The following is a 26,243-nucleotide window of genomic DNA, read 5'->3' as shown; positions in this document are numbered from 1 at the left end:
AATACACTCTTCAAAATAGAAGAGCTAGCACGTCCAACAAAATAAGAACTATGTTGTAGCTATGTTACCACTTCTAGAAACGAATTTCAATCTAATGTCAAATAGTCAATCTATTCATTTAGTAGGAATTGGTAGATCCCTTCAAAAAGTTCATGCTTATCTTCACTATGACATATCAAGTGTTTTGCTTTAGGGGAATAAAATAGGTTTTTTTCTTGGGAAGAAATAGTCTCGTATATATATTTTGCAGCTTTAGGGGGGACTATTCCATCAATCTCTCCTTGGGCAATAAAGGTTGGGATGTTAACCTTTTTCAGGAGTGGACGAGCAATACGAACGACTTTTCTAAATTCGTATGTGGACAGAATTGGGGTTTTTGTCACCTTCCATTTGTACCGGTTGTAAAGCTCGTTTTCAAGTATGTTTCCTTGGATTCCTTCTTTGATCATATTTCCAATATCTTTCAGTAACTGTTTCACATTTACATAGTAAGCTGCCGCACTTAAAAGCACAAGCTTACTGACTTCATATTTCACTGAAAGATACGAAGCAATCAATCCACCCATGGAGAAGCCGATTACATAAACCTCATCGCATTTCTCTATAAGCGTTTGAAGCTCATCCTCAGCATGCTCAATCCATTCAATATGTTTAACCCCTTTCAGCTCAAGGGTTTCACCATGACCAGGCAGAGTTGGCACAACGATTTCCCAGTCTGTCCTCTCTTGAAGAAAATCTGCCAGAGGCTCTACTTCAAAAGGGCTCCCAGTAAATCCATGGATTAGTAAACAACCGATCATGTTATCCCCTCTTACTTTTCTAAAGGTGGGGAGCGAGCCAATCTCCCATCAACTACAAGCTCATTTTGTTCATTTCTATAAAGGTTTAAACTTGGAAGTCAGAATAAATTTAGGCTCTTAATCCATCGATGACTTCTTCAAGTTTCATTCCCCTGGATGCCTTAAATAAAACCAGCTCATCCCCTTTAATAAGGGAGGACAACTCTTTTGTCAGGCTCTCTTTATCTGTAAAAGAGTGCACACGATCAACAGAGAAATTCTCAAGGACACCCTTACCTATAAAGTTTCCTAAATGTCCAAATGTAAATACATGTTGTATTTTATCCGGATCAATCAATCGTCCAATCTGCTGATGAAATTCTTCTTCCTGATCGCCAAGTTCAAGCATATCACCAAGCACCAGGATTTTTGTCTTATAGCCCTCAAGCTCTGATACAAGCTGGATCGCAGCTTTCATGGAGGTAGGGCTGGCATTATAGGCATCGTTAATGATGCTTTCGCCTTTCTTTCCTTCCACCATTTCCATTCTCATTTGAGTCAGCTTTAACGACTGTAAACCTTCTTTCATTTCATCCACACTGAGGCCAAATTTACGGGCGATCAGAATCCCGGCTAGAGCGTTGTGGATATTATGAATCCCTAATACTGGTAGAAAGAAGGTTTCTCCTTCAGCTAGCGAAGTTTCAAAATAACTTCCCTGGTTATTCATCTCGATTTTCGTCGGGTAAATCGTATTGTTTCCGCTTCTTCCGAAGGTCTCCACATGCTTCAGGTTGAGTTCCTTAACACCATCCTGCAGAAGTGGTTCATCTCCATAATAAGCAAATAAACCATCCGACTTTAGTCCCTTCACAATCTCAAGCTTGGCCTTGGCAATTCCTTCTCGTGAGCCTAGATCCTGAAGATGTGATTCACCAATGTTCGTGATGATGGCAGCATCAGGCTGGGAAATCTCTGATAGAAGTTCAATCTCGCCGAATCCACTCATTCCCATTTCAAGTACAGCCACTTCAGAATCCTGCGGCAGAGAAAGGATCGTTAATGGAAGTCCGATGTGGTTATTATAGTTCCCTTGTGTTTTATGAACTCGATATTTCACTGATAAAAGGTTTGCCACAATATCCTTGGTAGTTGTTTTTCCATTGCTTCCTGTAATGCCGACTACCTTTAAATCCAGTTCATGACGATATTGATTCGCCAAGGACTGAAGGGCAAGCAGTGGATCTTCCACCACTATTACGGGAATATCCTCAGGTGGATTAGGAACATTGATATCCCAAAGAGAGGCAGACGCACCATTTTCAATTGCCTGTCGGACAAACTGATGACCATCTACGTTTTCCCCTTTAAAAGGTACGAACAGATTAGCGTCCTCAATCTTTCTCGTATCGATGGAAACACCTTTTATCACAACCGATTCAAATTTGGAAAGATTGTTTTTAACATCAAGCATGTTGCATATATCTTTCATTTTTTTCTCAAACATTCGCTTTCTCCTTTTACTCTTTTTAATGAAAACAGAGCAGGGACTGCCTTTAGACGGTAAATCTTCTGGTCAGTCCCAAGTATCGCGTATTACATCGTATGTTTAATTGTTTGTTTGTCTTGATATCGTTCTAAACCAAGCTCCACTAATTTACCGATCAAAGTAGGATAGTCAACCCCTGTGTGCTTCCAAAGAAGCGGGAACATACTGAATGGCGTGAAGCCAGGCATCGTGTTGACTTCATTCATATAAATTTGACCATCTTCTGTTAAGAAGAAGTCTGCACGCACAAGTCCTGAACAATCAAGGGCTTTATACGATTGAATCGCGATTTTCTTCATTTCATTGTAAATGCTTCCCTCTATTTCTGCAGGGATGATGAGGGCAGTATCTCCATCCTCATATTTCGCCTTATAATCATAGAAGTCTTTTTTAGGTACGATCTCACCTGCGACTGAGCATTCAGGTTGATCATTCCCAAGTACGCCAAGCTCGATTTCACGCGCTTTCACGCCTTCTTCAATGATAATTTTACGGTCGAACTGGAATGCTTCCTCAAAAGCCGTTTGCAGTTCTTCACGAGACGTACATTTGCTGATTCCCACTGATGAACCTAAGTTAGCAGGCTTCACAAAACAAGGGTAGCCAATCTCATCTTCCACTTGTTTGTATGCGGACTCAGGATTTCCTTTCCATGTGCTGCGGATGAACCATGTGTAATTCACTTGCGGAATGCCCGCTTGTGCAAAAAGATTCTTCATGATGACTTTATCCATACCTGCTGATGAAGCAAGGACACCGTTTCCTACATATGGAAGATTCAATAGTTCAAGCATCCCTTGAACCGTTCCATCTTCCCCATTCGGTCCGTGAAGTAACGGGAAGATCATGTCGTAGCCTTCTGATTCTGAAGGAGCGATGGATGTACTTAAGGCATTGGGGGCAATCTCTTCCCCATCCTTAAATTGTAGTGCCTTCACATCTTCAACGGGAGCATTCAGTTGTGGACCTTTGATCCATCGGCCTTCCGTTGAAATGAAAACAGGGTGAATTTCATATTTATTTAAGTCCAAAGCACCGATCACGGCCTTGGCTGTTTGCAGGGATACATTATGTTCAGCAGATTTACCGCCGTACAGCAAGCATAACTTCGTTTTCATGTATGAGTTACCTCCAATATTCACAATAGATGTTTCTATTTTATCACTTTCATGGGAAAGGGAAAGAATGATTCCTATGGAAAATAAAAATTACCACATTTGTCTTGATTCGAAAGACATTTAAGTCAAAGCCCATTATATATGTATGCAAAGGAAAACTAGTCCTGCGACAGGGAGTCAACAACATTATTCTGAATACACTTAAGATTTCGCCTATTTAAAAAGCTATTAAAATATCCCCCTATAAGGTGTACAATCTTTCTATTAAAAACATTTGTATTTTCAAGGAGGACACCAGGATGAGAAAGCTAGGTTTACTGCCTAAGATCCTCTTAGGTATTGCATTAGGTATTGTCATTGGAGCGTATGCACCAGAGTCGTTCGTTAAAATTTTCGTTACGTTTAATGGATTATTCGGTAATTTCCTCGGATTCGCTATTCCATTAATCATTATAGGATTTATTGCTCCAGGAATCGGATCCATGGGGAAAGGAGCAGGAAAGCTGCTCGGTTTAACCACAGCTCTCGCCTATGGTTCCACGGTGTTAGCCGGCTTACTCGCCTTTACGGTTGCGAAGTCTATTTACCCAACTTTGTTAGCAAATCAAACGTCTCAATCATTCGAAAATCCCGAAGAAGCACTTCTCAAAGGGTTCTTCACAGTGGAAATGCCACCTATCATGGGCGTTATGACGGCTTTACTCATCGCCTTCACCATTGGTCTTGGAATGGCTGCCATTAAGGGAGACGCTCTTCAAAAGGGCATGAATGAATTCAGAAACATCATTGAACTTGTGATTGAAAAAATCATTATTCCGCTCTTACCGGTTCATATTCTTGGAATTTTCGCGAACATGACTCAAGGTGGACAAGTCAGTGCCATCATGTCTGTATTCGCTAAAGTATTTGTTATGATCATTCTTTTACATGTAGTCTTTTTAATTTTACAATATACAACGGCTGGAACGTTAAGAAAACAAAACCCGCTATCTATGATGAAAAGCATGCTGCCAGCTTACTTTACGGCACTGGGGACTCAATCTTCCGCGTCTACGATTCCCGTAACGCTTGAGCGCTCAAAGAAAATCGGTTCCAGGGAACGTATTGCAGATTTCTCTGTACCTCTTTTGGCAACGATCCATCTATCAGGTAGTACGATTACCCTTGTCAGCTGTGCCATGGCCGTCATGTTCATTCAAGGTGAAGCCTTACAGTTCACTCAGTTATTCCCATTCATTCTGATGCTTGGAATCACGATGATTGCGGCACCTGGTGTTCCTGGTGGAGCTGTCATGGCTGCCCTGGGTTTACTTGAATCAATGTTAGGGTTCGGACCAACGATGACATCCCTCATGATTGCCCTTTACCTTGCACAAGACAGCTTTGGAACTGCGTGTAACGTAACGGGTGATGGTGCGATCACATCGATTGTGGACAAACTGACACTGAAAAAAAAAGTACCTCTCTCTAAAATAAAAGCAAGCTGATTTAAGGAGGTCCGTCCCTATATGAGGGACGGACCTCTGTTTTCTTGTTGAAAGGCTACGACTACTTATCCCCCGCAAGTATCCGTTTGACGAGGTGACCACTAAATCCATTGAACTGCTTCCTTCTACAGTGATTCGTTCATATCTGGCACCCATTCTTTTTTTTCGATTAAACGAGCTTTCCTCATGAAAACGCTATTTTCTGTATAATGGAAATATTGACATATTAAAGGAGTGCTCATGAATTGAAAATAACAAGTCAGCGTGTAACACTTAGAAAAATAGAAGAAAGAGATCTTTCTACTCTATGGGACTATATTTATGGAGATCCTTCTCCCGAATGGAAGAAATGGGATGCCCCTTATTTTGAACATAAACGCTTAACACGTGAAGAGTACATGGAATCCTCCATAAAGAATAAAAGTCGCAGCGATGAATTTCAACGCATCATTGAAGTAAACGGAAAGACAATCGGAACCGTCGGATACTATTGGGAATTCGAACCCACAAGATGGCTTGAAGCCGGCATCGTGATTTATGACCCCTCTTATTGGAACGGCGGCTACGGAACAGAAGCGCTATCCCTCTGGGTGGACCACTTGTTTCAAACAAAGGAAATCGGCCGTGTTGGCATCACCACCTGGTCAGGGAATGAACGGATGATGAAGGCCGCTGAAAAAATCGGGATGAAACTCGAAGGAAGAATGAGAAAATGCCGTTATTACAATGGAGTATACTACGACTCTATCCGTATGGGCTTGATTCGAGAAGAATGGGAGGAACAACGTCCTCTATAAAGGAGATTCATTATGAAAACAATCATCTTAGTCGGTGGCGGACACAGTCACCTGCATTGCTTAAAAAAACGGAGAGAAAATCAGGATGATAACGTGAAGTGGGTCCTCATTTCCCCTTCACGTTATCAATATTATTCAGGAATGTTCTCCGGATATACGGAAGGGATCTATTCTTTAGAGGAAACGCGAATCGATTTAAAGCGATTGTGTGAGAGCGCTGAGTGTGAATTCGTCGAAAGGACCGTTCTATCGATCGACCCTGATCAGCAAAATCTTCTAACGGACAAAGGGGACATCTTCACTTACGACTTTGTTTCCTTCGACATTGGATCCCGCAATGACTCATTGGAAATCGAGGGCTTACATGAACACAATCTTCCGATCAAACCAAACTATCAATTCCCTGAGCAAATAGAGAAGTTGTATAACAGCAGGAAAACCGTCTTTATCGGAGGCGGGGCGGCGAGTATTGAAATGGCATTGTCATTGAAGGCATGGAAGGTGGACAACGGCTTTAAGGAACATATGGTAACGGTTGTTCATTCCTCCCCCCTCTTAGAAAAAGCCGGTTCCCATTCTTCGAAAAAAATAACAGGGCTTACTCTTTCAAATGGGGTTGAGCTACATCAGGGGCGCGTTGAAAAAGTAGATGATACTCGCGTATATGCAGATAACGGCACAAGCATCGACTACGATGAAGTGATTTTTTTAGGAGGACCTAAAGCACCTCCCCTATTCGGGAGCAGCATTTTACCGACAGATGAAAAAGGTTTTCTGCTGGTGAACAGCTATCTTCAATCAGTGGAATATCCCAACGTATTTGGAACCGGGGATTGCGCGACTTTAAAGGACTTTCCGGATATTCCGAAAAATGGGGTGACAGCTGTACGCCAAGGACCTGTTCTGTGGAAAAACCTGAACGGAGCTGCGGCAACCGGAACAATCATTCCTTTTGAGCCCCAGGAACGCTACCTTGCGATTATGTCGGTGGGTGATAAGAGAGGCTTTTTGACATACGGATCGTTTTCGTTAGTCAGTGGATGGGCTTGGCGTATGAAGAATTGGATTGATGAGAGGTTTGTTCGTCGGTATGGTGGGTGATGTAGTAGGTTATGTTGTTTGTAGTACCGGTTGAGGGGAGATTCATGGACTGGAGTATTTTGAGAGCCGTCTTTCTGGATTCCAAGTGGAGAAATTTTCTTAGCTGTTTATTCGTAATTTCGTCTCCCAGCAACAAAGAATAGTCCAATAGGGCTGATTTATGTGCGTTCTTTGATTTCCCCCCGCATTTCAGACACTGCCAATGACCATATTTTCTTAACATGGGCAAGTGCCGACATTCTGGACATTGTACTCCTGTAATGATTTCCTCTCGGGAGATACCATAGATTTCTTCGGGGAATGCTATGAGAGGTTCATGCTTTTTTACTAATAAGGCGGACGCTTTTCTAACTTGTTTAAAGGAAGGATGTTCTTTTCTATATGCTGTGAGCAGGGATAGGATTCTTTCCTCTACATTTTCCACCCTGATTACATTAGTATACTTTTCGTGAGGAGAGAATGTATTTATGACAGTCGAGCGATTTGTCATGACGACCAGAGTTGTGATAGGGATTGAGGGGATTTTCATTTTTGTCAACCAACGGAGCAACTGCTTTTTCTGGCGTTCTACCTGGGTGACAGGATGGCTGAAAGCTTCTTCTTTATCTTCAAACTTTCGGATAGCTTGATCGAACCTTGAGTCTAAGGTGTATATACCAGCTATGTGTTTAACTTCCAGGAGTATCACGACATATGGAGTCAGGATGAGGCTGTCGATTTGGAAGTAACGGTCATCTATTTCTAAGCGTAGATCATGCAAGATCATCATATTTTTATCTTGAGATATAAACTTCAGATGGTAATCTAATTGCAACTCTCCCCGATAACCGGCCTTTCGCTTTGCCAAATCTGTTTTAATGATCTCCCAGAGAGAATGGGTGGGCCGTCATCTTTCTAATAATACTTCATTCATTAAGATTCTCCGCGGGATTTCTCTGTTTTTAGCGATCAATTTATCAACTCCTCCTATTTCTTAATCTATCTATTCGACATAGAATCGAAAAACCCTTTATTTTTCCAAATATAATATGTATTTTGAGAGGATAAGCTCGTGTGTTGTGCCACTTTCGAGCAACTTGTGCCGCTTTTGCGGTTTATTGTGCCACTTTCATACAAACTTGTGCCACTTTTAGCGTTTGTTGTGCCAAATTGTGAACACGCGTCATACCACACCCCACACCTTACCCTCACCGCAATCCGCACATTCACCAACAAAAAACGCAACCACCTCCCAGCAGTCGCGCTTTCTATATCTATCATCTGAAAATTTCAACAAACTTCTTACTAATCACCGGCAGTACACCATCAAACAACTTCTCTCTCCAATAGAGATCCGCTACCTGCTGGACGGCTGCAGCGTGATTCGGGTAAGGATAGACCATATTGGACAGTGCGCCGATTTTGCTTCCTTTTTCCATGGCAAACACGATAGGCTGCATCCAGTCTCCTGCACCGGATCCGACTGCGTGGGCGCCGAGGATCTTCCCGCTCCCGTCTGTGATGATTTTTATGAGACCTTCTGTTCGATGGTCTGCGACGAATCGATCGACTTCGTCCAATGTTTTCTTATAGACTTTGTATTCTAATCCTTGTTCAAGAGCCTCTTCCTCGGTCAGCCCAATATGAAAGACCTCAGGTGTCGTATAGGTTGTCCACGGCAGTTTGTTATAGGAAACCTTGCGTTTCAAGCCAAACACTGCATTTTGGACGACAAGCTTCCCTTCCATTCCTGCACTGTGGGTGAATGGATATCGACCATTGACGTCTCCAATCGCGAATATATGAGAATGGTTGGTTCTTAGTTCGTCATTCACTTTGATGAAGCCCCGATTGTCCACTTCTACTCCGGCAGCAGATAGGTTCAAAGAATCCGTACCAGGTTTCCGTCCGGCAGCCAGAAACAATAAATCCCCTTCCACCGTATGCTCTACACCGTCTTGCACATAGTGGACCACTTTCTCCCCGTCCCTCTCGGATACACGTTCGATTTCCGCTCCATAAACAAACTGAATATCCTTTTCTAATAGGTCTGTGGCTACTTCACGGATTTCTTTATCCTCTTTCCCTAATATCTCATCATTTTTTTCAAGGACGACTGCTTCTGATCCAAGGTGAGAAAATGCTTGTGCCAGTTCTAAACCAATCGGGCCCCCTCCGATAAATACGACTCGGCGGGGCAGCTCATCTACTTCAAATACCGTTTCATTCGTATGATACTCAACGTCTTCCAAGCCTTGGATTCCAGGAATGAGAGGACTTGACCCTGTTGCAACGACTATTCTCTTCCCGGATATCCGGTCCTCTTTTTCCACTAAAATCGTATGAGGATCAAGAAACTCTGCTCCCCCGAAGTAAATATCGACCCCTAATTGCAGGAATCGATCGGGATCGTCATGTTGTTGAATATGGGCAATGGCTTCTTTGACCCTCGCCCTTACCTTTTTCATATCGACTGAACCCTTTGTATCGAAACCATAATCATTGCTTGCCCGGATCGCAGCCACTTCTCTCGCCGATTGGATGAATGCCTTGGATGGAACGCACCCAAAGTGAAGGCAGTCTCCGCCCAAAAGGCCGCTTTTTTCGATGAGTGCCACTTTTGCTCCCAAAGAAGCGGCTCCTGATGCAACGGTCAGTCCACCCGCTCCTCCCCCTATTACTATCAAATCGTATTGATCCATCTTCATCTCTCCTCCTTATGAAAGTAAACGTTTCGCTTCTAGAAATCGCTGTAAGCCCGTGAACAATTCTACTGCAAAAAACAATAAGGTGGTCCACAGGACGATGGACGGAAATATCATCATGGCACTGAACAGAATGAATCCTTCCGTCCTCTCAGCAAGTCCTGCCTGATAATAAAAGGATTTCATTCCCTGTTTCTCTGATACGGCTCCTACTGTCAGGAAAATCGTCATGGAAATAATGATGGATACGCTCAGTAACAGAAGCGCCCACATAATCTCAGGGTGTATGAAAGCAACGCCCAGAATGACACTGATCTCGACGATTCGATCAAAAGTGACATCCATGACGGTTCCAAAGGGGGAGGGCTTCGTTAATCGGGCCATGGTACCATCGACTGCGTCCAAAAAGCCGGATAACCATAATAAGAGTACGGCTAAGATCGGGAATCCAAAATAATAGACCAGACCTGTAGCTGAACCTACTATAAAAGCAATCAACGTCACCTGATTGGCTGATAATCCCCTTTTCAAAAACAAACGTGCTGTCCCCTCAATACTTGGCTGCACCCACTTACGGGCATGCGTATCTAACATGTATTTCCCATCCTTTACTTGTCATCTTTACTCGATAATCCCAGCCAGTCTTTCATTTTTTTCTTGAAGATTAAAGGCACGATGATCATCATCAAGAAAAAGCCGATAGCGATATATAAATTCGTTCGATCTTCTCCTACCAAGCTTGACCCCAGAAATACATACCCAAACGTACCAGGTAAAATCCCGATGGCTGTAGCGAAAATGAATGAAATGTATCTCACCTTCCCCATGCCGGCAAGGTAACTGATGAGATCGAAGTTTAAAAACGGAACGAGCCGTAATAGTAATACATACACAAAACCGTTCTCCTCCATCTTCTCGCGGATCTTGATCATACGTGGAGACGGTCTTTTTAATAGTTTCGCACCAAGGAAGCTCGCAGTATAATAGGCTACCGTTGCACCACCTAAAGCTCCGATCAAAATGTATATGAAGCCTCCAAATGCACCGAAAGCAAGACCTGCAGCCAATGAAAGGATGGAAGCCGGAAAAAGAATCAGCGGGCGAATCGTATAGACGACAATAAAAACAATAGGAGCCCAAATACCGAAGGACACTATCCAATCTCTGATGTCATGTGGCTTTACGTTAAAGAAATTCCGGCTCAGCCACATGAGGATCAGTAATATGGTAATGAACAACAGGATCTTACCGATCTCCTTCTTCTTCATTCTTCTTCCCTCCTATTCCTCTTTCTCAAACGTTTGGATGCTCTCTTCCTCTGCATAAAGCCAGATGTCTTCAGTAGAAGCGTCTTGTTCAATGGGTAGGTTTAGCTTTTGCTCCAGTTCATCCACCCATACTTCATAGAGATTCGTGCCGGCTAAAAATAATTTTTGCCTCACTGTTCCTTTCCATCTTAGCAGGGACGTGTCGGCAGAGCTGCAACTTACTTTTATGTTGGAGGCGTGAATGAATTGCTGCTGATTCAGGGTGAGTCCATCACTCATGAAAGAAGCCACAAATGGAGTGTGTGGCCGATAATAGATATCCTCCGGTGTTCCTATCTGCAAGAATCTGCCACTCTGTAAAACAGCCACTCGATCTCCAAGTTCATACGCTTCATCGCGATCATGCGTGACGAATATGACGGTTGTTTCTTCTTCTTTAAAAATGTGCCGTACCCATTGCCTCAGTTCCTTCCTTAGCTGCAAATCCAGACTGCTGAAAGGTTCGTCTAAAAGTAAAAGCTTCGGCTTTAAAATCAAAGATCGTATCAGGGATACCCGTTGCTGCTGACCACCGGAAAGCTCAGAAGGATAATGATGCATTACTTCATCGAGGCCTACTCGTTCAATATAGTTCATGGCTTTTTTCTTGTTTTTCCCTTTGTTTCGTTCTTTCATTTCCAGCCCGTACATGACATTTTCCAGGACATTCATATGAGGGAATAATAATGGCTGTTGAAAGACCATCCCAATGGGGCGTTTTTGAGGCTTTAAAGAGGAGATATCTTTCCCATCAATATACGTATTCCCTTCTGTCGCAGACTCTAACCCGGAGAGAATGCGAAGGAATGTTGATTTACCAGACCCGGATGCTCCAACCAATGTGAGGATCTCGCCTTTGTTTAATGAGAACGTAACGTTGGTTAGTACCTCTTTATCTTTAAATGTTTTGGTTAACTGATTAATTTCTATGAATGAACTCAAAGGTTCTTCCTCCCTCTTGGATGTTGATAAGGGAGTATGAATTTCAAACACCCTTCCAGAATGATGTACAGCATGGCGGGAATGAGGGCGAACACGATGGAGAAGGCTGCCATTACCGCTTCATCTGCCGTATCGGTAAAAGGATAATAGACCATCGCCAGCGTCACGACATTGCCTCCGCCTATAATCGCTGTAAGGACGTATTGACTTAAGCTGATTACAATCGTCAAAAACAGAACACTTCGTATACTTGGAAGAAGTAAGGGCAGTTCAATATGGTAAAAACGTTGAAAGACTCTCCCCCCAAGTAAGGCTGATTGCTCGATTAATTTCGTGCCGATCCGTTCATAACCTGTTTTGAACATTTTGATACTATATGGAATGGTAGGCACTAAGTGGACGAGTGCGACTCCCGTCCAGTGATCAGCAAGTCCATATCGTATGAACGTAATATGAAGCCCGATTGCCACCACTAACACGGGAAGGAATAGCGGCAGCATAAGAAATGCTTCAATGATGGATTTACCTCTGAACGACGATAAGGAAAACACTCTTCCTGAAGTAACGCCAATCAGAAGGTTTACCGCCAATACAACAATGGCAATCCAGATGGAGACACCGATCGAATCCAGGAATTCCCCCTCGTTCATTAACACCTTCCATGCCCTTAAACTAGGTTCAAAAGGAAGAGGGCTCCCCCATCTCCAAACACCGAAAAAGCTTTTATACACTAGAAATAAGAGGGGGAACACAAAAAGAACGAGTGATATGCTGTAGAATAACGATTTTCTCATGTGAACACCTCTAATTTCCAATCCCTTTTGTAATGTGCAGGCGTTTCTTGTTTGTGATGTAAATAAGGAGCCACATCGCAACCCCAATGCCCAGTCCCACAAATACGAGTGAGGCAAACGCCAATGGCCGGTCACTCCAGCTGCCACTGTAAAACCAGTCGTAAGCAAGGATGGCCATCATCTGTGGTGAAGTCACTCCCAGAAGCTGAGGCACTTCAAATGCTGTAAAAATGAAAGCGAACAAAATGGCTCCGGTTTCTACGAGAACGGGAAGGATAAATGGCCATTCTGCTACCAAAAACGCTTTAGAGAAATTCGCTCCCAATAAAGAAGCTACCTCGTTATACTTTTTAGAAAGCGTGGTATAAACGGGTAACAGCATCAGGGTAACAAAAGGGACCTCCTTCCAGACATACGTCATAATGATTCCAATCCCATTTCGGTCCTGGACCAGAATCGGGAATTGACCCCGGTCATCGATCCAACCGGTTAACCCGAGTACATTGGAGAAAAAACCACTTTGATTAAAGAGTAAGTAGATGAGATAAGCCCATACAAAATGGGGAACCAGCATCGGAATCCAGACAAGGAGTTTATGTTTATTTTCCTTTAGTAAAGGGGAAAATGCCTTTACGATCCCCAAGCCAATGATTAAGGACAGGATGGTTGAGATGGAGGTCACGATCAAACTGAAGAGAAAGGATGTCATAAATCGCTTCCCCTCAAACAAATTCACATAATGCTGGAATGTGATGGTTTCTCCACTCCTGACACTCTCAAGTATTGCAAGTACGATCCCAAGTCCCGGAATAAGGATGAAAAAAAGAATGGCTGGAATGAGGAGAAATGTGTCATTGACTCTCTGCCACTTCACGAATCCAGTTATCCTTTAACCATTCCACATATTCCGCATCCAGCTCTCCCTTAAAGCTCTCTTCGAGTACAGAAGCCTCCAGTACACTCTCTCCCCGATCGATGCTTTTAAATTTATTTCTCCATTCCTCATCCAGCTTTTCATAGGAAATGGGTGAACTTTCTCCCCAATAGTCAGGCTTTAGTTTCTCATACTGAGCCTCAGGAGAGAGGAGTTCATTGATGGTCACCAGCGCTCCCTCTTTGTTGGGGCTATTGAACGGAATTGCCAGAAAATGAGTATTCCCGATAGATCCAACATCGTTTAAAATAAATGACTTTGTGTTTTCCGGGAACACTCCATCCTTGATCAGATGCTCTGCCCTTGCTTCGTTGTATCCCATCGTCATCCAAACCTCTTCCCCGCTATATAACTTATCAAGGTCTGTTAATGTTGCGGGGTACGTTTCTCCTTCTCGCCACAAGAATGGCTTCATTTCATTCAGCTCTTTCCATACCTCTTCCCCCATCTTCTCTGCTGTTCCTTCGTTGAATGAAGACTGAGCTAAATCCGAGTCAGATGTAGCATAAAGAAGATGTCGAAGAAATGCATTCCCGGTGAAATCAGCCGGATTGGGATAGGTGAACTTCCCCGGATGCTCTTTCATGAATGCTTTTAATTCATCGAAGCTGGAGGGGGGATTTTTCACTTTTTCACTGTTATAGAAGAAGACAAATTGAACTTTCCCCCACGGTGCTTCATACCCTTCCGTTTCCGTTCCAAAATCATATTGATACGCTGCTTTTTCAGTCTCGTAGAATTTTGTATAGTTCGGCAGCTTATCTGTAAAAGGCCCTGCCAGTAAATCATTTTCCTTTGCGTTTTTAAAGTTTTCTCCGTTTATCCACACGATATCGATCGTTCCTTTATCTTTGCCAGCCCGTTTCTCTGTTTGTAGTTTTTGAAGAATTTCTTGTGTGTCTAAAGGTACCCGATTTAACTCGATATTATTTTTTTCTTTCAGCATGGGAGCAACTACGTCATCAATATAACGGTTAATTCCATCGTCTCCGCCCCACATAAACATATTCACTTTTGTTCCTTCTGCTTTCGATGAAATGATTTCCCAATTTTCATCAGGAAGTTCCCCGCTATCGGTTGCATTTGAAGGACCGCAAGCAGATACTAGTAGTAAGGAAATAAACCCAATAATCGCTAACCATTTTTTCATATACCTTGCTCCTCTGCTCTTTTTCTATAATTCTATTGTACTGAACCTCCTGATTTTAAAAAGTAATCTGCCTTACATATATAAATCTTTGCCCATATAAAGGAAGAAAGAAACACGTTCAGCACATCCCCGTGTGTCTTCGTGCTCATATTCGGGAACACTTGTAACCTTTTGGGATAAACCCTGTCTAATACAGTAAGGAGGTGGATTTGGCATGAAGCGATTGATTATGTTATTGATAATACTTATGGCAGGAATAGCAGGCTGTGGAACGGCTGGTGAGGAGAACGGCAGTCAATCCGAAGAGAATCAGAACTCAGGAGCTGGTGAAGACATTTCTGTACAGAAAGGGATTGTTGCAGGCGAAATGGAACCTTCATTAACGAAACAAGAGGAAAGCGGTCAGATTGTCTATGTATATTCAATTAAGAACCAAACAGAGCAAGAGAAGACCTTCGTTTTTTCATCAGGACAAACCATTGACTTTGAACTTCGAAACGATAAAGGTGAAGTAGTGTATAAGGACTCAAAAAATAAGATGTATACCCAGGCGATCCAGGAAATCACCGTAAAACAGGGTGAAGAGTTCTCCCAGAAAGTTGTTCTTCCAAAGGTCGAGGGCGGTACCTATACGTTGACCGTTTGGTTAACGGCAAAAGGAGACCAGAACTATAAAGCAAAAACAGAAGTACAGGTGAATTAGATATAACAAAAAAGGATTAATCTTCACATGCTAAAGACGGCCGTGAAGGTAATCCTTTTTTGGGTATACAGGTATAGGTCCATTCAAGATGATACGTTCTGGCGTAACAATGCAGCTTCTTCCGAAAAAACGGACACCCTGATCTTCGGCTTCTTCCATGATCCGGGCAAAATGAGGATCAATTTCTGGAGCGGAAGTGATCCCGGTCAAATCGGTTCGCTGAGCAATAAACAGGACTGCTGATTGATAGCTTCCATCCATCTGTAAATGCGTCAGCTCCTCCACATGCCTTGCTCCTCTTGCCGTGACCGCATCCGGGAATTTCCCCATTCCGTCCTCTACCATGGTGACACTTTTTACTTCGAGCAATAATTTTTGTTCATTTTGTCTATGAGTGAGTAAGAAGTCAAAGCGTGAGCTTCCTACTTTATACTCGGCTTTTTCCAACTGCCACTCCTTTAACTCCTCCATCATTTCCAGCTGCAAGGCTTCAAGGACCAACCGATTTGGATATTGAGTATTTAAAGACACATACATACCGTTAGAAGCATCATACGTCATCACGGCTGACCATTTTGTCTTCCTTTTAGGATCTGTTGATGCTTGAAGCCAGATCGGGTTTCCCCGTACCAATAATTCTTTTAATCTGCCTGGATCAGGTAAATGGACTTTTTCAATAGAACCTGACGGAATCTGACACTCCAGGACAAACCGATTGAGGCGCTCAAGAAATACCCCTTGAACCAGATTGTCATGAAATTGAATTTCTACCAAGGTTTCACGCTCCTTGCTTCCTGCTTATCGTAGTAAAGCACTCCAGCTTTTCGTTTTACGATCATAGGATAATAATCCGTTGGCAGGTGATTTGCGGATTGCCTTATAATCTTCCGCCATCTCGTCCATATCGTAATAATCACCGATCACCCAGATCGGGATCTCTATCTTCCCTCTCGTTAGTATGGCTTTTTCTAAAGAAATGACCATTCCTTCTTTTAGTTTGTCTCTAAAGGAATCAATGACTTCCTTCCCGATGATTGGATAGGCTTTCTCCTTCTTCATACCAAATAAGCCCTTTCCACCTTTAACCGTGCTCAATTTCGAAGATACCGTTGCCCCTAACATTTGATAGAAGTCCTCAAAATCCCGATAATAAATCTTGTTAAACCATCCATCATCATGAGATAGGTACGCGTATCGATTGTTCAGCTTTGAATAAAAAGGAGGGTTTAAAGGCTGCTTAGTATGACCCATATAAAGCAGTTCAGCGATTTCTTGACCGTTCAGTTCATTGACTCCCACTTCTTCTTCGAAGTCAATCCAACAGAAATCACCATAGCTCTGTACTCCGTCATTCATAATCTTCTTCATTTCATCCTGTTCCACATACTCCATATGCGTATGTATATTAAATGCACCATGCTCGTACTGATGTTTAATAAGGAGTAAATTCTTCAATGGTTTACGGGCATTTGAAGCAAACTCGTTGAAATGAATTCCGTAAGATACGACATACTGACGATCCGTATTCTTGTGAACATAGATGATATCTTTAACCTGATTATTTGCCTTCAAGAACATTCCCTCCATCTGATTAACACGATGCCGATTCATACTTTCTATTTTAGCAAATTTGTATGGTACTTGTTCTTTTCTATTTCATTTCAAAATGATGACAAAAGTCGCAGGTAATTGTCGAAAATAGTCATATCGCAGGACCACAGGCTTTATATATTTGTTCTATTACTATTATGAATGGGATTAATGGCTGCCAAACGTTAGGAAACGGCACTTTCTTCTTATCTTCTAGTGATAAGAAACGATTACAATCATGTAAAAAATGGAATTTAATCCCGGTATCCCTTTATAGAATCCCACTCCTATCAGCTTTTTCTTTGATTTTATTTCGACAAATATCATGTAATGACTGTCACATCCCGACAGAACTTCCGTAATTTCTCTGGTCATGAGTAGAAATTTCCCTTCATTTCTATTAGACTAGGAATGTGAAATCTTTAGAAATTCAGGTGAATAGATTATGGAAACTCGCCAGCGATTTGCTGATAAGATCGATTGGGGTCTTCTCTTTTTATTGATGTTGTTTTTTATCGTTAGTGCTATGGGAATAAGTAGTGCCCAGACGTCAGGTCAGTATGGAACGAACTTTGTGATCAGACAAGCTTTTTGGTATGTCGTGGGTGGAATTATTATTGTAGGGGCCTTATTCCTTGATTCTGATCAGTATAAGCGTCTTGCCTGGTACATATATGGTGCAGGAATCTTCCTGCTTCTTGTATTACTCATTTCACCGGAAAGCATCGCACCGTATAGAAACGGAGCCAAAAGCTGGTTCATGCTGGGACCGCTTGGTTCTATTCAGCCTTCAGAATTCATGAAGACGTTTTTAATTCTTGCTCTTGCACGAATCATTACCAATCATCATGAGCTTAATCCCAGAAAAACACTGCAGTCGGATTTTCAGTTATTAGTGAAGATCGGGCTTACGACCCTCCTTCCCCTTGCTTTTATTATGCAGCAGCCGGATTTAGGGACTTCCCTTGTTATTTTAGCCATCATGACCGGAATCATCTTAGTTTCAGGGATTACGTGGAAGCTGATCGTTCCTATATATGCTTCTATCGGAGTACTCGGGGGAATCGTCCTATCACTTGTGGTGTGGGCTCCTGAGCTCCTTGAAAAATATTTAAATGTAAAGCCTTATCAGTTTGGACGTATTTATGCTTGGCTTGATCCGTACAACTACGCTAAATTAGAGGGGTTTCACTTAATTAACTCCCTTAACGCCATTGGATCCGGGCAGATCTTTGGGAAAGGGTACAGTGGAGGCGAAGTATACATTCCTGAGAACCACACCGATTTTATTTTCAGTGTGATCGGTGAGGAATACGGCTTTATTGGCGCAAGTGTCGTCATCAGTTTATACTTCCTGCTCATTTACCATTTAACCAAAACGGCTTTAGACACAAAGGAACCATTCAATGCCTATGTATGTGCAGGGATTATTAGTATGATTACATTCCACGTGTTCCAGAACATTGGAATGACGATACAATTGCTGCCGATCACAGGGATCCCACTTCCTTTCATCAGTTATGGAGGAAGCTCTCTAATGGGGAATATGCTGGCCCTTGGACTTGTGTTCAGCATGAGATTTCACCATAAAACGTATATGTTTTCATCAGAAGATTCTTAATTACAGGTTGCAATCAGCCCCAGAATGTGTAAAATAATAGTAATTATATACGAATATTCTATGATGAAGAGAGTAATTCTGACGTGGATCGAAAGCGAGCCGGGGATGGTGGGAGCCTGGTGAGAAGCCTGGAATGAAACGCACTTCTGAGATGTTTTTCTTGAAGTTAGTAGAGAAAAACCGGGATCTCCCGTTATACAATGAGCGCCCTTTAAGGGAATAAGAGTGGTACCGCGAGCTAAACTCGTCTCTATGTTATATAGAGACGAGTTTTTTTGTGTTTGATTTTATCAGGAGGTGTAGATGATGGATTTGAAATCGATCGTTACTGACGTACTAAAGTCACAGGTGTTGAATGATTGGAGCAAACAAGAGCTGTATGAATTGCTTGAAACCCCAAAGCATACTCATTTGGGGGACCTGGCCTTTCCATGCTTCCAGCTGGCCAAAGCATGGAAGAAGGCACCTCACACAATTGCCGATGAGATTGCTGACACTCTCTCCTCTCCCTTTTTCAGCAACGTTGAATCAGCAGGTGCTTATGTTAATTTCCGATTTGACAGATTGAAAGCAGGAAAAGAAATCGTGTCAGCCATCTTGGAAAAAGGGTCAGATTACGGGAGCCATGCATTTGGTGAGCAAAAGACGATTGTATTGGATATGTCCTCACCTAATATCGCCAAACCTTTTTCCATGGGGCATTTACGATCGACTGTCATCGGGAATTCCATCGCCACTATTGCAGAAAAATGCGGCTACACAACAGAAAAAATCAACTATATCGGGGACTGGGGGACTCAATTCGGAAAATTAATCGTCGCTTTCAAAAAGTGGGGAGATCACCAAAAGGTTAAAGATAACCCCATATCTGAATTGTTCGTTCTTTATAAGAAGTTTCATCAGGAAGCAGAATCAGATCCCTCACTCGAGGAAGAAGGAAGAAGAGCCTTTAAGCTTCTTGAAGACGGAGATAAAGAAGTAACGGAGCTTTGGAGATGGTTTAAAGACGAATCACTTGAAGCCTTTAAAACGATTTACTCGTTGCTCGGAGTTGAATTTGATTCCTATAATGGCGAAGCGTTCTTCAATGACAAGATGGCAGAGGTCGTAACATTGCTTCAAAACCATCATCTCCTGGAAACATCACAAGGAGCGCAAGTGGTTCGTTTAGAAGAAGAGAATCTTCCGCCTTGTCTCATCAAAAAGTCAGATGGAGCTACCCTTTATGCCACGAGAGACCTGGCAGCTGCCCTGTATCGCCATCGCCAGTATGCCTTTGATGAAGCCTTGTATGTCGTTGGCCAGGAACAAACCGTTCACTTCAAACAAGTGATGGAAGTATTGAAGAAGCTCGGGTTTAACTGGGCGAATGATATGAAACATATCCCTTTTGGTCTTTATCTAAAGGATGGGAAGAAAATGTCCACCAGAAAAGGCCGAGTCATTTTACTCCAAGAGGTTCTTCAGGAAGCAATCAAAATGGCTGAAGAAAATATCAAACGGAAGAATCCCGACTTAATAAATGCAACAGAAGTGGCAAAAGATGTTGGGGTTGGGGCCATTATCTTTCATGATTTGAAAAATGACCGGGTTAACGATATAGAATTTTCCCTGGAACATATGCTGACCTTCGAAGGAGAAACAGGTCCATATATTCAATATACTTATGCCAGAGCCCAATCCATTCTGAGAAAAACGGATGCTGACCTTCCACTGACATTTAAGGGGCTTGACGATGCTGAGAGCTGGGAAGTGGTGAAGCAGCTACGATTATTTCCAGAAATGGTTGAGAAAGCATGGAACCACTATGCTCCTTCGGTTATTGCCAAGTATTTAGTCGATACCGCACAAAGCTTTAACCGTTATTACGGGAAAACTAAAATCATTTCCGAGGATCTAGAGCAAACCTCCCGCTTAGCACTAGTTCATGCTGTTTCGACAGTCCTTGCTGAAGGAATACGATTATTAGGAATGAAGTCTCCTTCTGAAATGTAGAATAAATTAGATTTCTGTCACTATTTCCCGAGAAATAGATTATTTTCGATTAAAGCTTTTTTCAAACTTTGTTAAGAGTATCATCAACTGCATATGTGACGAAACTTCCGTGAAGTGGTTTCAACCATACGGGATATTTCATGACTCCTTTTGTAAAAAGTGATATACTTTCTTATGTTCAATTAAAATCAAAAATGACGTTTTATCAATAAAGGAGAATACTGAACTTATGTCTGAACTACTTCACGCTTTCGAAGCTTGGTTACTGGATTATGGTGTATGGGGTCTGATTCTTGTTTCATTCGCCGATTCATCATTCTTCCCTATACCACCTGATGTACTACTGATTCCATTAGCGATAGCCAATCCGGATAGCGCATTGCTGTATGCACTTTATACGACTATCGCTTCCGTTGTCGGAGCCCTTTTTGGCTGGTTGATCGGAAAAAAACTTGGACGGCCGATCCTTGTATATTTCTTCTCTGAAAAGAGGATTCAAAAAGTAGAGGAATACTTTACTAAATATGGGGCAATGGCTCTTTTAATTGCAGGACTGACACCTGTCCCTTATAAGATCTTTACGATTTTCGCAGGGGTTTCCGGTGTTAAGATCAGGGTATTGGTGATCTGGTCTATTATCGGGAGAGGAATTCGTTTCTTCCTTGAAGGTGCGATTATTTTAGCACTGGGAGCTAAAGCTAAGCCCTTTATTGAGGAGAACTTTACACTTCTTACACTTGCAGCTGGTGGCGTTCTAATCGCCGTTTATCTTGTATACTTGGTCATAAAGAAGAGAAAGAAAACTGTATAATCATAGCAAAAGAGAGCAAGGGGAAAAATGCACCCCCTTGCTCTCTTTTTATTCTGAGCTGCCAACGACAAATCGCAAATGCTTAGTTAATACTCGAAGGGACTGCCCGGTTCCTTCATATAATTCTCCATCCATATCAAGCTTCTCATTCTGACCTAGTTCTATATGGGCTTCTCTTGCTTGGATATGCATAATATCATCATATTGCTCGCTGATATTGCCTGTACTTTTGATAACCAAAAATTCCTTTAATAATGGGAAACCGCTTTTTTTGACGACGTAAATATCCATCAGTCCATCTTCCATATCAATGGAGGTGGGCAGTGGATTAGAGCCAATGGAACGGCCATTTGCAACCAATAGCATCACCACTTCCTCTTCAATTACGTCATTTTCCGTTGTGACCTTCACATCTAAGATCGGCGATTCCTGGATGGATTGAAACGCACTTATATAATAGCTTAGTTTACCGAGGACACTCTTAGATCCTACATCTATATTATCGCTCGTCTGAGAGACCAGCCCCGTTCCCCAGAAATTGCTGAAATACCGATCGTCTGCCTTGACGATATCGATATCCTTTTCAAGAGGCCGTTCAGTTATAAGGCGGACAGCTTGTCCAATGTTCATGGGAATATGCAACGAACGGGCAAAGTCATTACACGTCCCTCCAGGGATAATCCCTACCAATGGCCGTTTTTCTAAGGCTGACAATCCGTTGATGGCCTCATGAATCGTTCCATCACCACCCATAATGACAACCAGCTCATATTGATTACCTGTCTCCTTACAAATTCTTTCAGCATCGCCTTTCTCTTTCGTTTTATGAATAATTAAGTTCGTGCAGATGTCTAATAAGGGAGGCACAGCATCTTTTAACAGAACTTCCAGCGTTCCTTGACCTGCCTTCCCATTACAGACCAGCAATATATCCGAAAACACCGTCATGAATATCGTCACCTAACTTTTAGATTAGAATAGTAAATAAAAAGAGGCTGACCCAAAACGATGAGTTAGTATCATCCTTACAGGACCAGTCCTTATGCTTTCAGAGTTACTTATATATGTCTGTGATTTGATTTTAGAACCCCTTGGATCTTGGGTCAACCTCTTTCGCTATGCTGTATTGGAATCTTCTTGAGGAACTTTGAGTACAGATCGATAGGCAATTCCCAGCCGGCCTTTAATATAGCTCTGTGGGTCATAGGGGATAGGATGATTCTGCATGCGATGAATTTCCATTTCTGCAAACATCGCAAGGGCACGACATACTTGATCTAACGCCATGCTTACACGATGAGGATCCGGTTGATTCCGGCTCATACAGTGGTATGAAATTTCATCTGCCTTCTTTCTGATTTCCTTTAATGCTTGTAAATCAAACATCATTCTCTCCATACCTAACCCTCCTCTTCACTACTATTTAGTATATCGTGAGAAAAGGGGAAATATGTCTGTCCAACGTTTCTAAGATGTGAGCTTAAGAGTCTTGGGTTAACGTCTTAGGTAATGGCTGATACTGCTTTAGTGAATGAAGAATTTCCCGTCTTGATTTCGTTTTTGAAATATTTACGCCCACGTTTGACAATTTCGTTATCACTTTTTTAAAGCGATCGTTCTCCTTTACCACGTTATTCACCTCTTTTATAAAATATCGTTACCTATTTGTACGATTGGTTTCGCAAAAAGTTTCACTTTATGTTTAATAGTTTTTCTTTTCCCTAAAAATGAAACAATAATCCTATTTTTGAACTTTTTCTTAGAATATTTTGTCCATAATTACACATTTTATAGTCATGAAAACTAAACTCGCTCTTATCATTGTTGCACTATCCATTATCATTAGTCTATTTGGTCTAAATGAAACCTCTGCAGCAAGTGCCTATACAGTCAAGAAAGGAGATACTCTTTGGAAAATTTCAAAAAAGTTGCGGATTGGACTGTCTGAAATCATAAAAGCTAATCCTCAATTGTCGAATCCAGATTTAATTTATCCAAGTCAAGAAATCTACATCCCGGGGATTAAAGGTTCAATAACGATTGAAAGCCAGGTCATTGACCTGACGAATCAAGAAAGACAAAAGAATGGACTTTCTGTTCTTCAGCTTGATTGGCAGCTTTCAAGGGTGGCCCGTTACAAGTCTCGAAATATGAGGGACATTGGATACTTCTCTCACAGAAGCCCGACATACGGATCTCCTTTTGATATGATGAAGAGCTTTAATGTCAGCTACATCAAAGCTGCAGAAAATATTGCAGCCGGTCAAACGAGTCCCCGGCAGGTTGTGAGGGAATGGATGGAGAGTCCTCCACACAGAAAGAATATCCTGACGGGATCCTACACTCATATTGGCGTGGGATATGCGGAAGGTGGAACGTACGGTACGTATTGGACTCAAATGTTCATTGAAAAGTAGTATTCAATTCCCCACCTATGAAGTCCGTCCCCCTCATTTGAAAATACTGGCTGAACGCATTAAGAATAATTCAGTGGAATTGTCGAATAATAATGGTGTACTGCCAATTTGATTAAGGGGGAATTTACATGCAAGTACGTGATATTATGTCGACAAATGTGGAAGCAGCTTCTAACCAGGATTCACTTCAGAGCGTCGCATCTAAAATGAGTTCTAAAAATGTTGGTTCCGTTCCCGTTGTTGAAAACGGGCAAGTTGTCGGTATGGTAACAGACCGTGATATTGCTACTCGTGGACTGACTCAAGGTACACAAGGAAATGTCTCTCAAGTTATGTCACAGCATGTTGTGACAATCTCTCCGGATGCCTCTGCTGAAGAAGCTTCAGCTTTAATGTCCCAGCACCAGGTTCGTCGATTACCTGTTGTGGAAAATGGGCAGCTTGTCGGGATGTTGGCTCTGGGAGATTTGGCAGTACAGCAGAAATCGGATCAAAGTGCAGGAAGTGCCCTTAGCGAAATCTCAGAAAATCACCTCCGCTAACAAAGGCAACTGGCACGCTACTGTAAGCTTTCTTTATGAGAGTAAGAGGCTATCCTAGTATAGCCTCTTACTTTATTTTGGACTCTAGACACAAGGAAGGTCCGTCCCTCTATTCGACTGAATTAGACGGAGTTACAGGGAAGTCGTCAAATATTTCACTTTCAGGAAGGATTTTCTTATTTTGTGGTGAATATGTTTAGTATTAATGATGTTTATGGAGGAGGAGGTTTTTGTATGAGTCGTGCTGCACGATCGTATCGTAAGGAAGTACGTCATTTTAAACGTGAGAACCGCAAAAGAGTCTTCGCTGACAGCATTCTTGATTTCTTATTTATGTTATTTGGTATTTCAATGATTACGGGAATTTTATTATTCGCTTTAGGATTTTGGAATTACTATTGATCTCTATCTCTCCTTCTTTATAAAAAATCCAATTCATCTCTATTTCATCTATTTCAAATGAGAGAGCAAGTTGTTGCCATGGATTTCTATGGCATTTTTTTGTGAACCATGCTTCTCAAACCCCCCCATTCTTTCCTTCAACTCCAATTATATTCTGTATTGAACAAAGATTAGCACTTATTAAAATTCTAATTAGTAACCGTTTTCAATGTTATAGTAAACCTTGTTATCGATTTTTAAGGAGGTTTTACTATGTGGTGGCGTTTTGACACTATCTTAATTCAAGAACCTATGGCAATCTTTTCTTACTTAGCTGCCTTAGTTGGTCTTGTATTCATTCTTGGAGAGTCGAAGAATCCTTTCCTACAGAAGTTCTTTCACTATGCTCCCCCATTAATCTGGACTTATTTCCTTCCGATGTTATCTACAACGTTTGGAATCATCCCGGATCAGTCATCTTTATATGACTTTACATCAGCTTACATATTGCCAGTGGGATTATTATTGCTGCTTCTTTCTGCGAATGTTCCCGCAACATTAAAGCTAGGTCCGAAAGCGATTACGATGTTCCTTGCAGGGACACTTGGTGTCGTGATCGGAGGACCCATCGCTTTAGCCATCTTCCAGCCGTTTCTTCCTGAGGACGCTTGGACTGGTGTAGCGGCTCTCGCTGGAAGCTGGATTGGCGGAAGTGCCAATATGGCAGCCATGATTGAAGCTACTGGTACACCTAAAGAAATTCTTTCGCCTATTATTGTCGTTGATACCGTTGTCGGATATAGTTGGATGGGAATCATGATCGCCCTTGCAGGATTTCAGCATAAATTCGATAAGTGGAACAAAGCGGATAACTCGATCATCCGTAAAGTGAATGAGGATATGGGGGAAATACAACGTAAAAATGCCCGTCCTATTGAAGTTCCTTATCTGGCTGCCATCATTGGTTTAGGATTCGGAGTCGCTTACGTTGTACGAAAGTTCTCGGAAACGTTACCGGTCACGAATGTACTCTCTGCCGGAACGTGGACGATTATGATCATTTCAGCGGTCGGGATCATCTTCTCCTTTACTAAAATTCGCACCCTGGAAAACTACGGGGCAAGTAAAATCGGATATGCAGGAATTTATCTATTGCTTGCAACAATTGGAGCAAAAGCCGACCTGGCATATGTATGGGATTCTCCTCAGTACGTCGCAATGGGAATTGTATGGTTAGCCATTCATGTGATGATTATTTTCTTAGTGGCACGCCTACTAAGAGCTCCTCTATTCTTCGTAGCTGTAGGTTCTCAAGGGAATATTGGCGGGACAAGCTCGGCACCTGTTGTAGCTTCTGTGTTCCAACCTTCACTTGCTCCTGTAGGACTGTTGATGGGGATACTGGGCAATGTAGTGGGAACTTACGCTGCCGTTGCCTGCGCCTGGATTGCCGAATGGGTAAGCAGGACACTTTAACCAATCTAAAACGGATCACTGTTCATCAGCAGTGATCCGTTTTTTTCATTTCACTTCAAGTTCGT

General features: G+C 42.2%; 27 protein-coding genes and 1 other annotated feature. Of the genes, 11 read left to right on the top strand and 16 right to left on the bottom strand.

Annotated elements, in window-relative coordinates:
- Positions 1-110: 110 nt before the first annotated feature.
- The 3 genes from AAEM60_RS01285 to AAEM60_RS01275 form a co-directional block, all read right to left on the bottom strand.
- On the bottom strand, positions 111-800 hold the full coding sequence (locus AAEM60_RS01285; protein WP_299746653.1) for an alpha/beta fold hydrolase: 690 nt from the start codon (positions 798-800) through the stop codon (positions 111-113).
- A 109-nt stretch (positions 801-909) separates the two neighbouring features.
- Positions 910-2,286: a UDP-N-acetylmuramoyl-tripeptide--D-alanyl-D-alanine ligase gene (gene murF / locus AAEM60_RS01280; protein WP_341357253.1), complete on the bottom strand. Its 1,377-nt coding sequence runs from the start codon at positions 2,284-2,286 to the stop codon at positions 910-912.
- 89 nt (positions 2,287-2,375) lie between these two features.
- On the bottom strand, positions 2,376-3,446 hold the full coding sequence (locus tag AAEM60_RS01275; protein WP_299746659.1) for a D-alanine--D-alanine ligase: 1,071 nt from the start codon (positions 3,444-3,446) through the stop codon (positions 2,376-2,378).
- A gap of 299 nt (positions 3,447-3,745) precedes the next feature.
- On the opposite strand from AAEM60_RS01275, the gene AAEM60_RS01270 reads away from it, so the two are divergent.
- The 3 genes from AAEM60_RS01270 to AAEM60_RS01260 all read left to right on the top strand — a co-directional run bounded on the left by AAEM60_RS01270 (position 3,746) and on the right by AAEM60_RS01260 (position 6,831).
- Positions 3,746-4,933 (top strand): dicarboxylate/amino acid:cation symporter, encoded by a 1,188-nt coding sequence (locus AAEM60_RS01270; RefSeq protein ID WP_299746662.1) that lies wholly within the window; start codon positions 3,746-3,748, stop codon positions 4,931-4,933.
- A gap of 245 nt (positions 4,934-5,178) precedes the next feature.
- The gene (locus tag AAEM60_RS01265; RefSeq protein WP_299746665.1) at positions 5,179-5,730 is read left to right on the top strand and encodes a GNAT family protein; all 552 of its coding nucleotides are present in this window, start codon (positions 5,179-5,181) and stop codon (positions 5,728-5,730) included.
- 12 nt (positions 5,731-5,742) lie between these two features.
- Positions 5,743-6,831: an FAD-dependent oxidoreductase gene (locus AAEM60_RS01260; protein ID WP_341357252.1), complete on the top strand. Its 1,089-nt coding sequence runs from the start codon at positions 5,743-5,745 to the stop codon at positions 6,829-6,831.
- On the opposite strand, the gene AAEM60_RS01255 is transcribed toward AAEM60_RS01260, so the two are convergent.
- The 8 genes from AAEM60_RS01255 to AAEM60_RS01220 form a co-directional block, all read right to left on the bottom strand.
- Positions 6,764-7,678, bottom strand: coding sequence for a nuclease-related domain-containing protein (locus AAEM60_RS01255; RefSeq protein WP_341357251.1), 915 nt, complete (start codon positions 7,676-7,678; stop codon positions 6,764-6,766). The genes AAEM60_RS01260 and AAEM60_RS01255 overlap by 68 nt on opposite strands.
- Before the next feature lie 409 nt (positions 7,679-8,087).
- Positions 8,088-9,512: an FAD-dependent oxidoreductase gene (locus tag AAEM60_RS01250; protein WP_341357250.1), complete on the bottom strand. Its 1,425-nt coding sequence runs from the start codon at positions 9,510-9,512 to the stop codon at positions 8,088-8,090.
- A gap of 15 nt (positions 9,513-9,527) precedes the next feature.
- The gene (locus AAEM60_RS01245; RefSeq protein WP_299746674.1) at positions 9,528-10,109 is read right to left on the bottom strand and encodes a CDP-alcohol phosphatidyltransferase family protein; all 582 of its coding nucleotides are present in this window, start codon (positions 10,107-10,109) and stop codon (positions 9,528-9,530) included.
- A 14-nt stretch (positions 10,110-10,123) separates the two neighbouring features.
- Entirely contained in the window at positions 10,124-10,783 is a 660-nt protein-coding gene (locus tag AAEM60_RS01240) for a TVP38/TMEM64 family protein (protein ID WP_299746677.1), read from the bottom strand.
- 12 nt (positions 10,784-10,795) lie between these two features.
- The gene (locus AAEM60_RS01235) at positions 10,796-11,764 is read right to left on the bottom strand and encodes an ABC transporter ATP-binding protein (protein ID WP_299746680.1); all 969 of its coding nucleotides are present in this window, start codon (positions 11,762-11,764) and stop codon (positions 10,796-10,798) included.
- Positions 11,761-12,558, bottom strand: coding sequence for an ABC transporter permease subunit (locus tag AAEM60_RS01230; protein ID WP_341357249.1), 798 nt, complete (start codon positions 12,556-12,558; stop codon positions 11,761-11,763). The genes AAEM60_RS01235 and AAEM60_RS01230 overlap by 4 nt, the downstream gene beginning before the upstream one ends.
- 10 nt (positions 12,559-12,568) lie before the next feature.
- Positions 12,569-13,432 carry an ABC transporter permease subunit gene (locus tag AAEM60_RS01225; protein ID WP_341357248.1) on the bottom strand — a complete coding sequence of 288 codons (864 nt, stop codon included), beginning with the start codon at positions 13,430-13,432 and terminating at the stop codon, positions 12,569-12,571.
- Positions 13,410-14,642 carry an ABC transporter substrate-binding protein gene (locus AAEM60_RS01220; protein WP_341357247.1) on the bottom strand — a complete coding sequence of 411 codons (1,233 nt, stop codon included), beginning with the start codon at positions 14,640-14,642 and terminating at the stop codon, positions 13,410-13,412. Before AAEM60_RS01220 ends, AAEM60_RS01225 begins: the two co-directional genes overlap by 23 nt.
- A 214-nt stretch (positions 14,643-14,856) precedes the next feature.
- Between AAEM60_RS01220 and AAEM60_RS01215 the strand changes: the two genes are divergently transcribed.
- Positions 14,857-15,345: a BsuPI-related putative proteinase inhibitor gene (locus AAEM60_RS01215; protein ID WP_341357246.1), complete on the top strand. Its 489-nt coding sequence runs from the start codon at positions 14,857-14,859 to the stop codon at positions 15,343-15,345.
- A gap of 30 nt (positions 15,346-15,375) precedes the next feature.
- On the opposite strand, the gene sfsA is transcribed toward AAEM60_RS01215, so the two are convergent.
- Both sfsA and AAEM60_RS01205 read right to left on the bottom strand, forming a co-directional pair.
- The gene (sfsA, locus tag AAEM60_RS01210) at positions 15,376-16,119 is read right to left on the bottom strand and encodes a DNA/RNA nuclease SfsA (protein ID WP_299746694.1); all 744 of its coding nucleotides are present in this window, start codon (positions 16,117-16,119) and stop codon (positions 15,376-15,378) included.
- A gap of 24 nt (positions 16,120-16,143) precedes the next feature.
- Complete coding sequence (locus AAEM60_RS01205; protein ID WP_341357245.1) at positions 16,144-16,923, bottom strand: hypothetical protein; 780 nt, start codon at positions 16,921-16,923, stop codon at positions 16,144-16,146.
- Between the two features lie 457 nt (positions 16,924-17,380).
- On the opposite strand from AAEM60_RS01205, the gene AAEM60_RS01200 reads away from it, so the two are divergent.
- The 3 genes from AAEM60_RS01200 (at position 17,381) to AAEM60_RS01190 (ending at position 21,362) form a co-directional block, all read left to right on the top strand.
- Positions 17,381-18,556 (top strand): FtsW/RodA/SpoVE family cell cycle protein, encoded by a 1,176-nt coding sequence (locus AAEM60_RS01200; protein ID WP_299746700.1) that lies wholly within the window; start codon positions 17,381-17,383, stop codon positions 18,554-18,556.
- 51 nt (positions 18,557-18,607) lie between these two features.
- Positions 18,608-18,811 (top strand) — a binding site (T-box leader).
- Between the two features lie 51 nt (positions 18,812-18,862).
- Positions 18,863-20,551 carry an arginine--tRNA ligase gene (gene argS, locus AAEM60_RS01195; RefSeq protein WP_341357959.1) on the top strand — a complete coding sequence of 563 codons (1,689 nt, stop codon included), beginning with the start codon at positions 18,863-18,865 and terminating at the stop codon, positions 20,549-20,551.
- Positions 20,552-20,780: 229 nt separating this feature from the next.
- On the top strand, positions 20,781-21,362 hold the full coding sequence (locus AAEM60_RS01190; RefSeq protein WP_299746703.1) for a YqaA family protein: 582 nt from the start codon (positions 20,781-20,783) through the stop codon (positions 21,360-21,362).
- 48 nt (positions 21,363-21,410) lie between these two features.
- Here AAEM60_RS01190 and AAEM60_RS01185 read toward each other — a convergent pair whose 3' ends face one another.
- From AAEM60_RS01185 to AAEM60_RS01175, 3 genes are all read right to left on the bottom strand, one after another.
- Complete coding sequence (locus AAEM60_RS01185) at positions 21,411-22,310, bottom strand: diacylglycerol kinase family protein (protein ID WP_341357244.1); 900 nt, start codon at positions 22,308-22,310, stop codon at positions 21,411-21,413.
- Positions 22,311-22,478: 168 nt separating this feature from the next.
- Positions 22,479-22,760 carry a hypothetical protein gene (locus AAEM60_RS01180; protein ID WP_341357243.1) on the bottom strand — a complete coding sequence of 94 codons (282 nt, stop codon included), beginning with the start codon at positions 22,758-22,760 and terminating at the stop codon, positions 22,479-22,481.
- Between the two features lie 82 nt (positions 22,761-22,842).
- Positions 22,843-22,992: an Lmo0850 family protein gene (locus tag AAEM60_RS01175; RefSeq protein ID WP_098351100.1), complete on the bottom strand. Its 150-nt coding sequence runs from the start codon at positions 22,990-22,992 to the stop codon at positions 22,843-22,845.
- A 166-nt stretch (positions 22,993-23,158) separates the two neighbouring features.
- Between AAEM60_RS01175 and safA the strand changes: the two genes are divergently transcribed.
- From safA to AAEM60_RS01155, 4 genes are all read left to right on the top strand, one after another.
- Entirely contained in the window at positions 23,159-23,779 is a 621-nt protein-coding gene (safA, locus tag AAEM60_RS01170) for a SafA/ExsA family spore coat assembly protein (protein ID WP_299746715.1), read from the top strand.
- A 128-nt stretch (positions 23,780-23,907) separates the two neighbouring features.
- Complete coding sequence (locus AAEM60_RS01165) at positions 23,908-24,321, top strand: CBS domain-containing protein (RefSeq protein ID WP_299746718.1); 414 nt, start codon at positions 23,908-23,910, stop codon at positions 24,319-24,321.
- A gap of 234 nt (positions 24,322-24,555) precedes the next feature.
- Positions 24,556-24,723 carry a hypothetical protein gene (locus tag AAEM60_RS01160; RefSeq protein ID WP_156142539.1) on the top strand — a complete coding sequence of 56 codons (168 nt, stop codon included), beginning with the start codon at positions 24,556-24,558 and terminating at the stop codon, positions 24,721-24,723.
- A 252-nt stretch (positions 24,724-24,975) separates the two neighbouring features.
- The gene (locus AAEM60_RS01155; RefSeq protein ID WP_299746732.1) at positions 24,976-26,178 is read left to right on the top strand and encodes a DUF819 family protein; all 1,203 of its coding nucleotides are present in this window, start codon (positions 24,976-24,978) and stop codon (positions 26,176-26,178) included.
- Positions 26,179-26,243 lie beyond the last annotated feature (65 nt).

This window comes from Rossellomorea sp. y25, from assembly GCF_038049935.1.
Classification (GTDB): Bacteria; Bacillota; Bacilli; order Bacillales; family Bacillaceae_B; genus Rossellomorea.
This window is presented reverse-complemented; position numbering and strand designations above follow the sequence as displayed.

Excerpts from the sequence above, each read along its gene's own strand:
- AAEM60_RS01285 (WP_299746653.1), bottom strand. The coding sequence starts at position 800 with ATGATCGGTTGTTTACTAATCCATGGATTTACTGGGAGCCCTTTTGAA.
- murF (WP_341357253.1), bottom strand. The coding sequence starts at position 2,286 with ATGTTTGAGAAAAAAATGAAAGATATATGCAACATGCTTGATGTTAAA.
- AAEM60_RS01275 (WP_299746659.1), bottom strand. The coding sequence starts at position 3,446 with ATGAAAACGAAGTTATGCTTGCTGTACGGCGGTAAATCTGCTGAACAT.
- AAEM60_RS01270 (WP_299746662.1), top strand. The coding sequence starts at position 3,746 with ATGAGAAAGCTAGGTTTACTGCCTAAGATCCTCTTAGGTATTGCATTA.
- AAEM60_RS01260 (WP_341357252.1), top strand. The coding sequence starts at position 5,743 with ATGAAAACAATCATCTTAGTCGGTGGCGGACACAGTCACCTGCATTGC.
- AAEM60_RS01250 (WP_341357250.1), bottom strand. The coding sequence starts at position 9,512 with ATGGATCAATACGATTTGATAGTAATAGGGGGAGGAGCGGGTGGACTG.
- AAEM60_RS01245 (WP_299746674.1), bottom strand. The coding sequence starts at position 10,109 with ATGTTAGATACGCATGCCCGTAAGTGGGTGCAGCCAAGTATTGAGGGG.
- AAEM60_RS01240 (WP_299746677.1), bottom strand. The coding sequence starts at position 10,783 with ATGAAGAAGAAGGAGATCGGTAAGATCCTGTTGTTCATTACCATATTA.
- AAEM60_RS01230 (WP_341357249.1), bottom strand. The coding sequence starts at position 12,558 with ATGAGAAAATCGTTATTCTACAGCATATCACTCGTTCTTTTTGTGTTC.
- AAEM60_RS01220 (WP_341357247.1), bottom strand. The coding sequence starts at position 14,642 with ATGAAAAAATGGTTAGCGATTATTGGGTTTATTTCCTTACTACTAGTA.
- AAEM60_RS01215 (WP_341357246.1), top strand. The coding sequence starts at position 14,857 with ATGAAGCGATTGATTATGTTATTGATAATACTTATGGCAGGAATAGCA.
- AAEM60_RS01205 (WP_341357245.1), bottom strand. The coding sequence starts at position 16,923 with ATGTTCTTGAAGGCAAATAATCAGGTTAAAGATATCATCTATGTTCAC.
- AAEM60_RS01200 (WP_299746700.1), top strand. The coding sequence starts at position 17,381 with ATGGAAACTCGCCAGCGATTTGCTGATAAGATCGATTGGGGTCTTCTC.
- argS (WP_341357959.1), top strand. The coding sequence starts at position 18,863 with ATGGATTTGAAATCGATCGTTACTGACGTACTAAAGTCACAGGTGTTG.
- AAEM60_RS01190 (WP_299746703.1), top strand. The coding sequence starts at position 20,781 with ATGTCTGAACTACTTCACGCTTTCGAAGCTTGGTTACTGGATTATGGT.
- AAEM60_RS01185 (WP_341357244.1), bottom strand. The coding sequence starts at position 22,310 with ATGACGGTGTTTTCGGATATATTGCTGGTCTGTAATGGGAAGGCAGGT.
- AAEM60_RS01180 (WP_341357243.1), bottom strand. The coding sequence starts at position 22,760 with ATGGAGAGAATGATGTTTGATTTACAAGCATTAAAGGAAATCAGAAAG.
- safA (WP_299746715.1), top strand. The coding sequence starts at position 23,159 with ATGAAAACTAAACTCGCTCTTATCATTGTTGCACTATCCATTATCATT.
- AAEM60_RS01165 (WP_299746718.1), top strand. The coding sequence starts at position 23,908 with ATGCAAGTACGTGATATTATGTCGACAAATGTGGAAGCAGCTTCTAAC.
- AAEM60_RS01160 (WP_156142539.1), top strand. The coding sequence starts at position 24,556 with ATGAGTCGTGCTGCACGATCGTATCGTAAGGAAGTACGTCATTTTAAA.
- AAEM60_RS01155 (WP_299746732.1), top strand. The coding sequence starts at position 24,976 with ATGTGGTGGCGTTTTGACACTATCTTAATTCAAGAACCTATGGCAATC.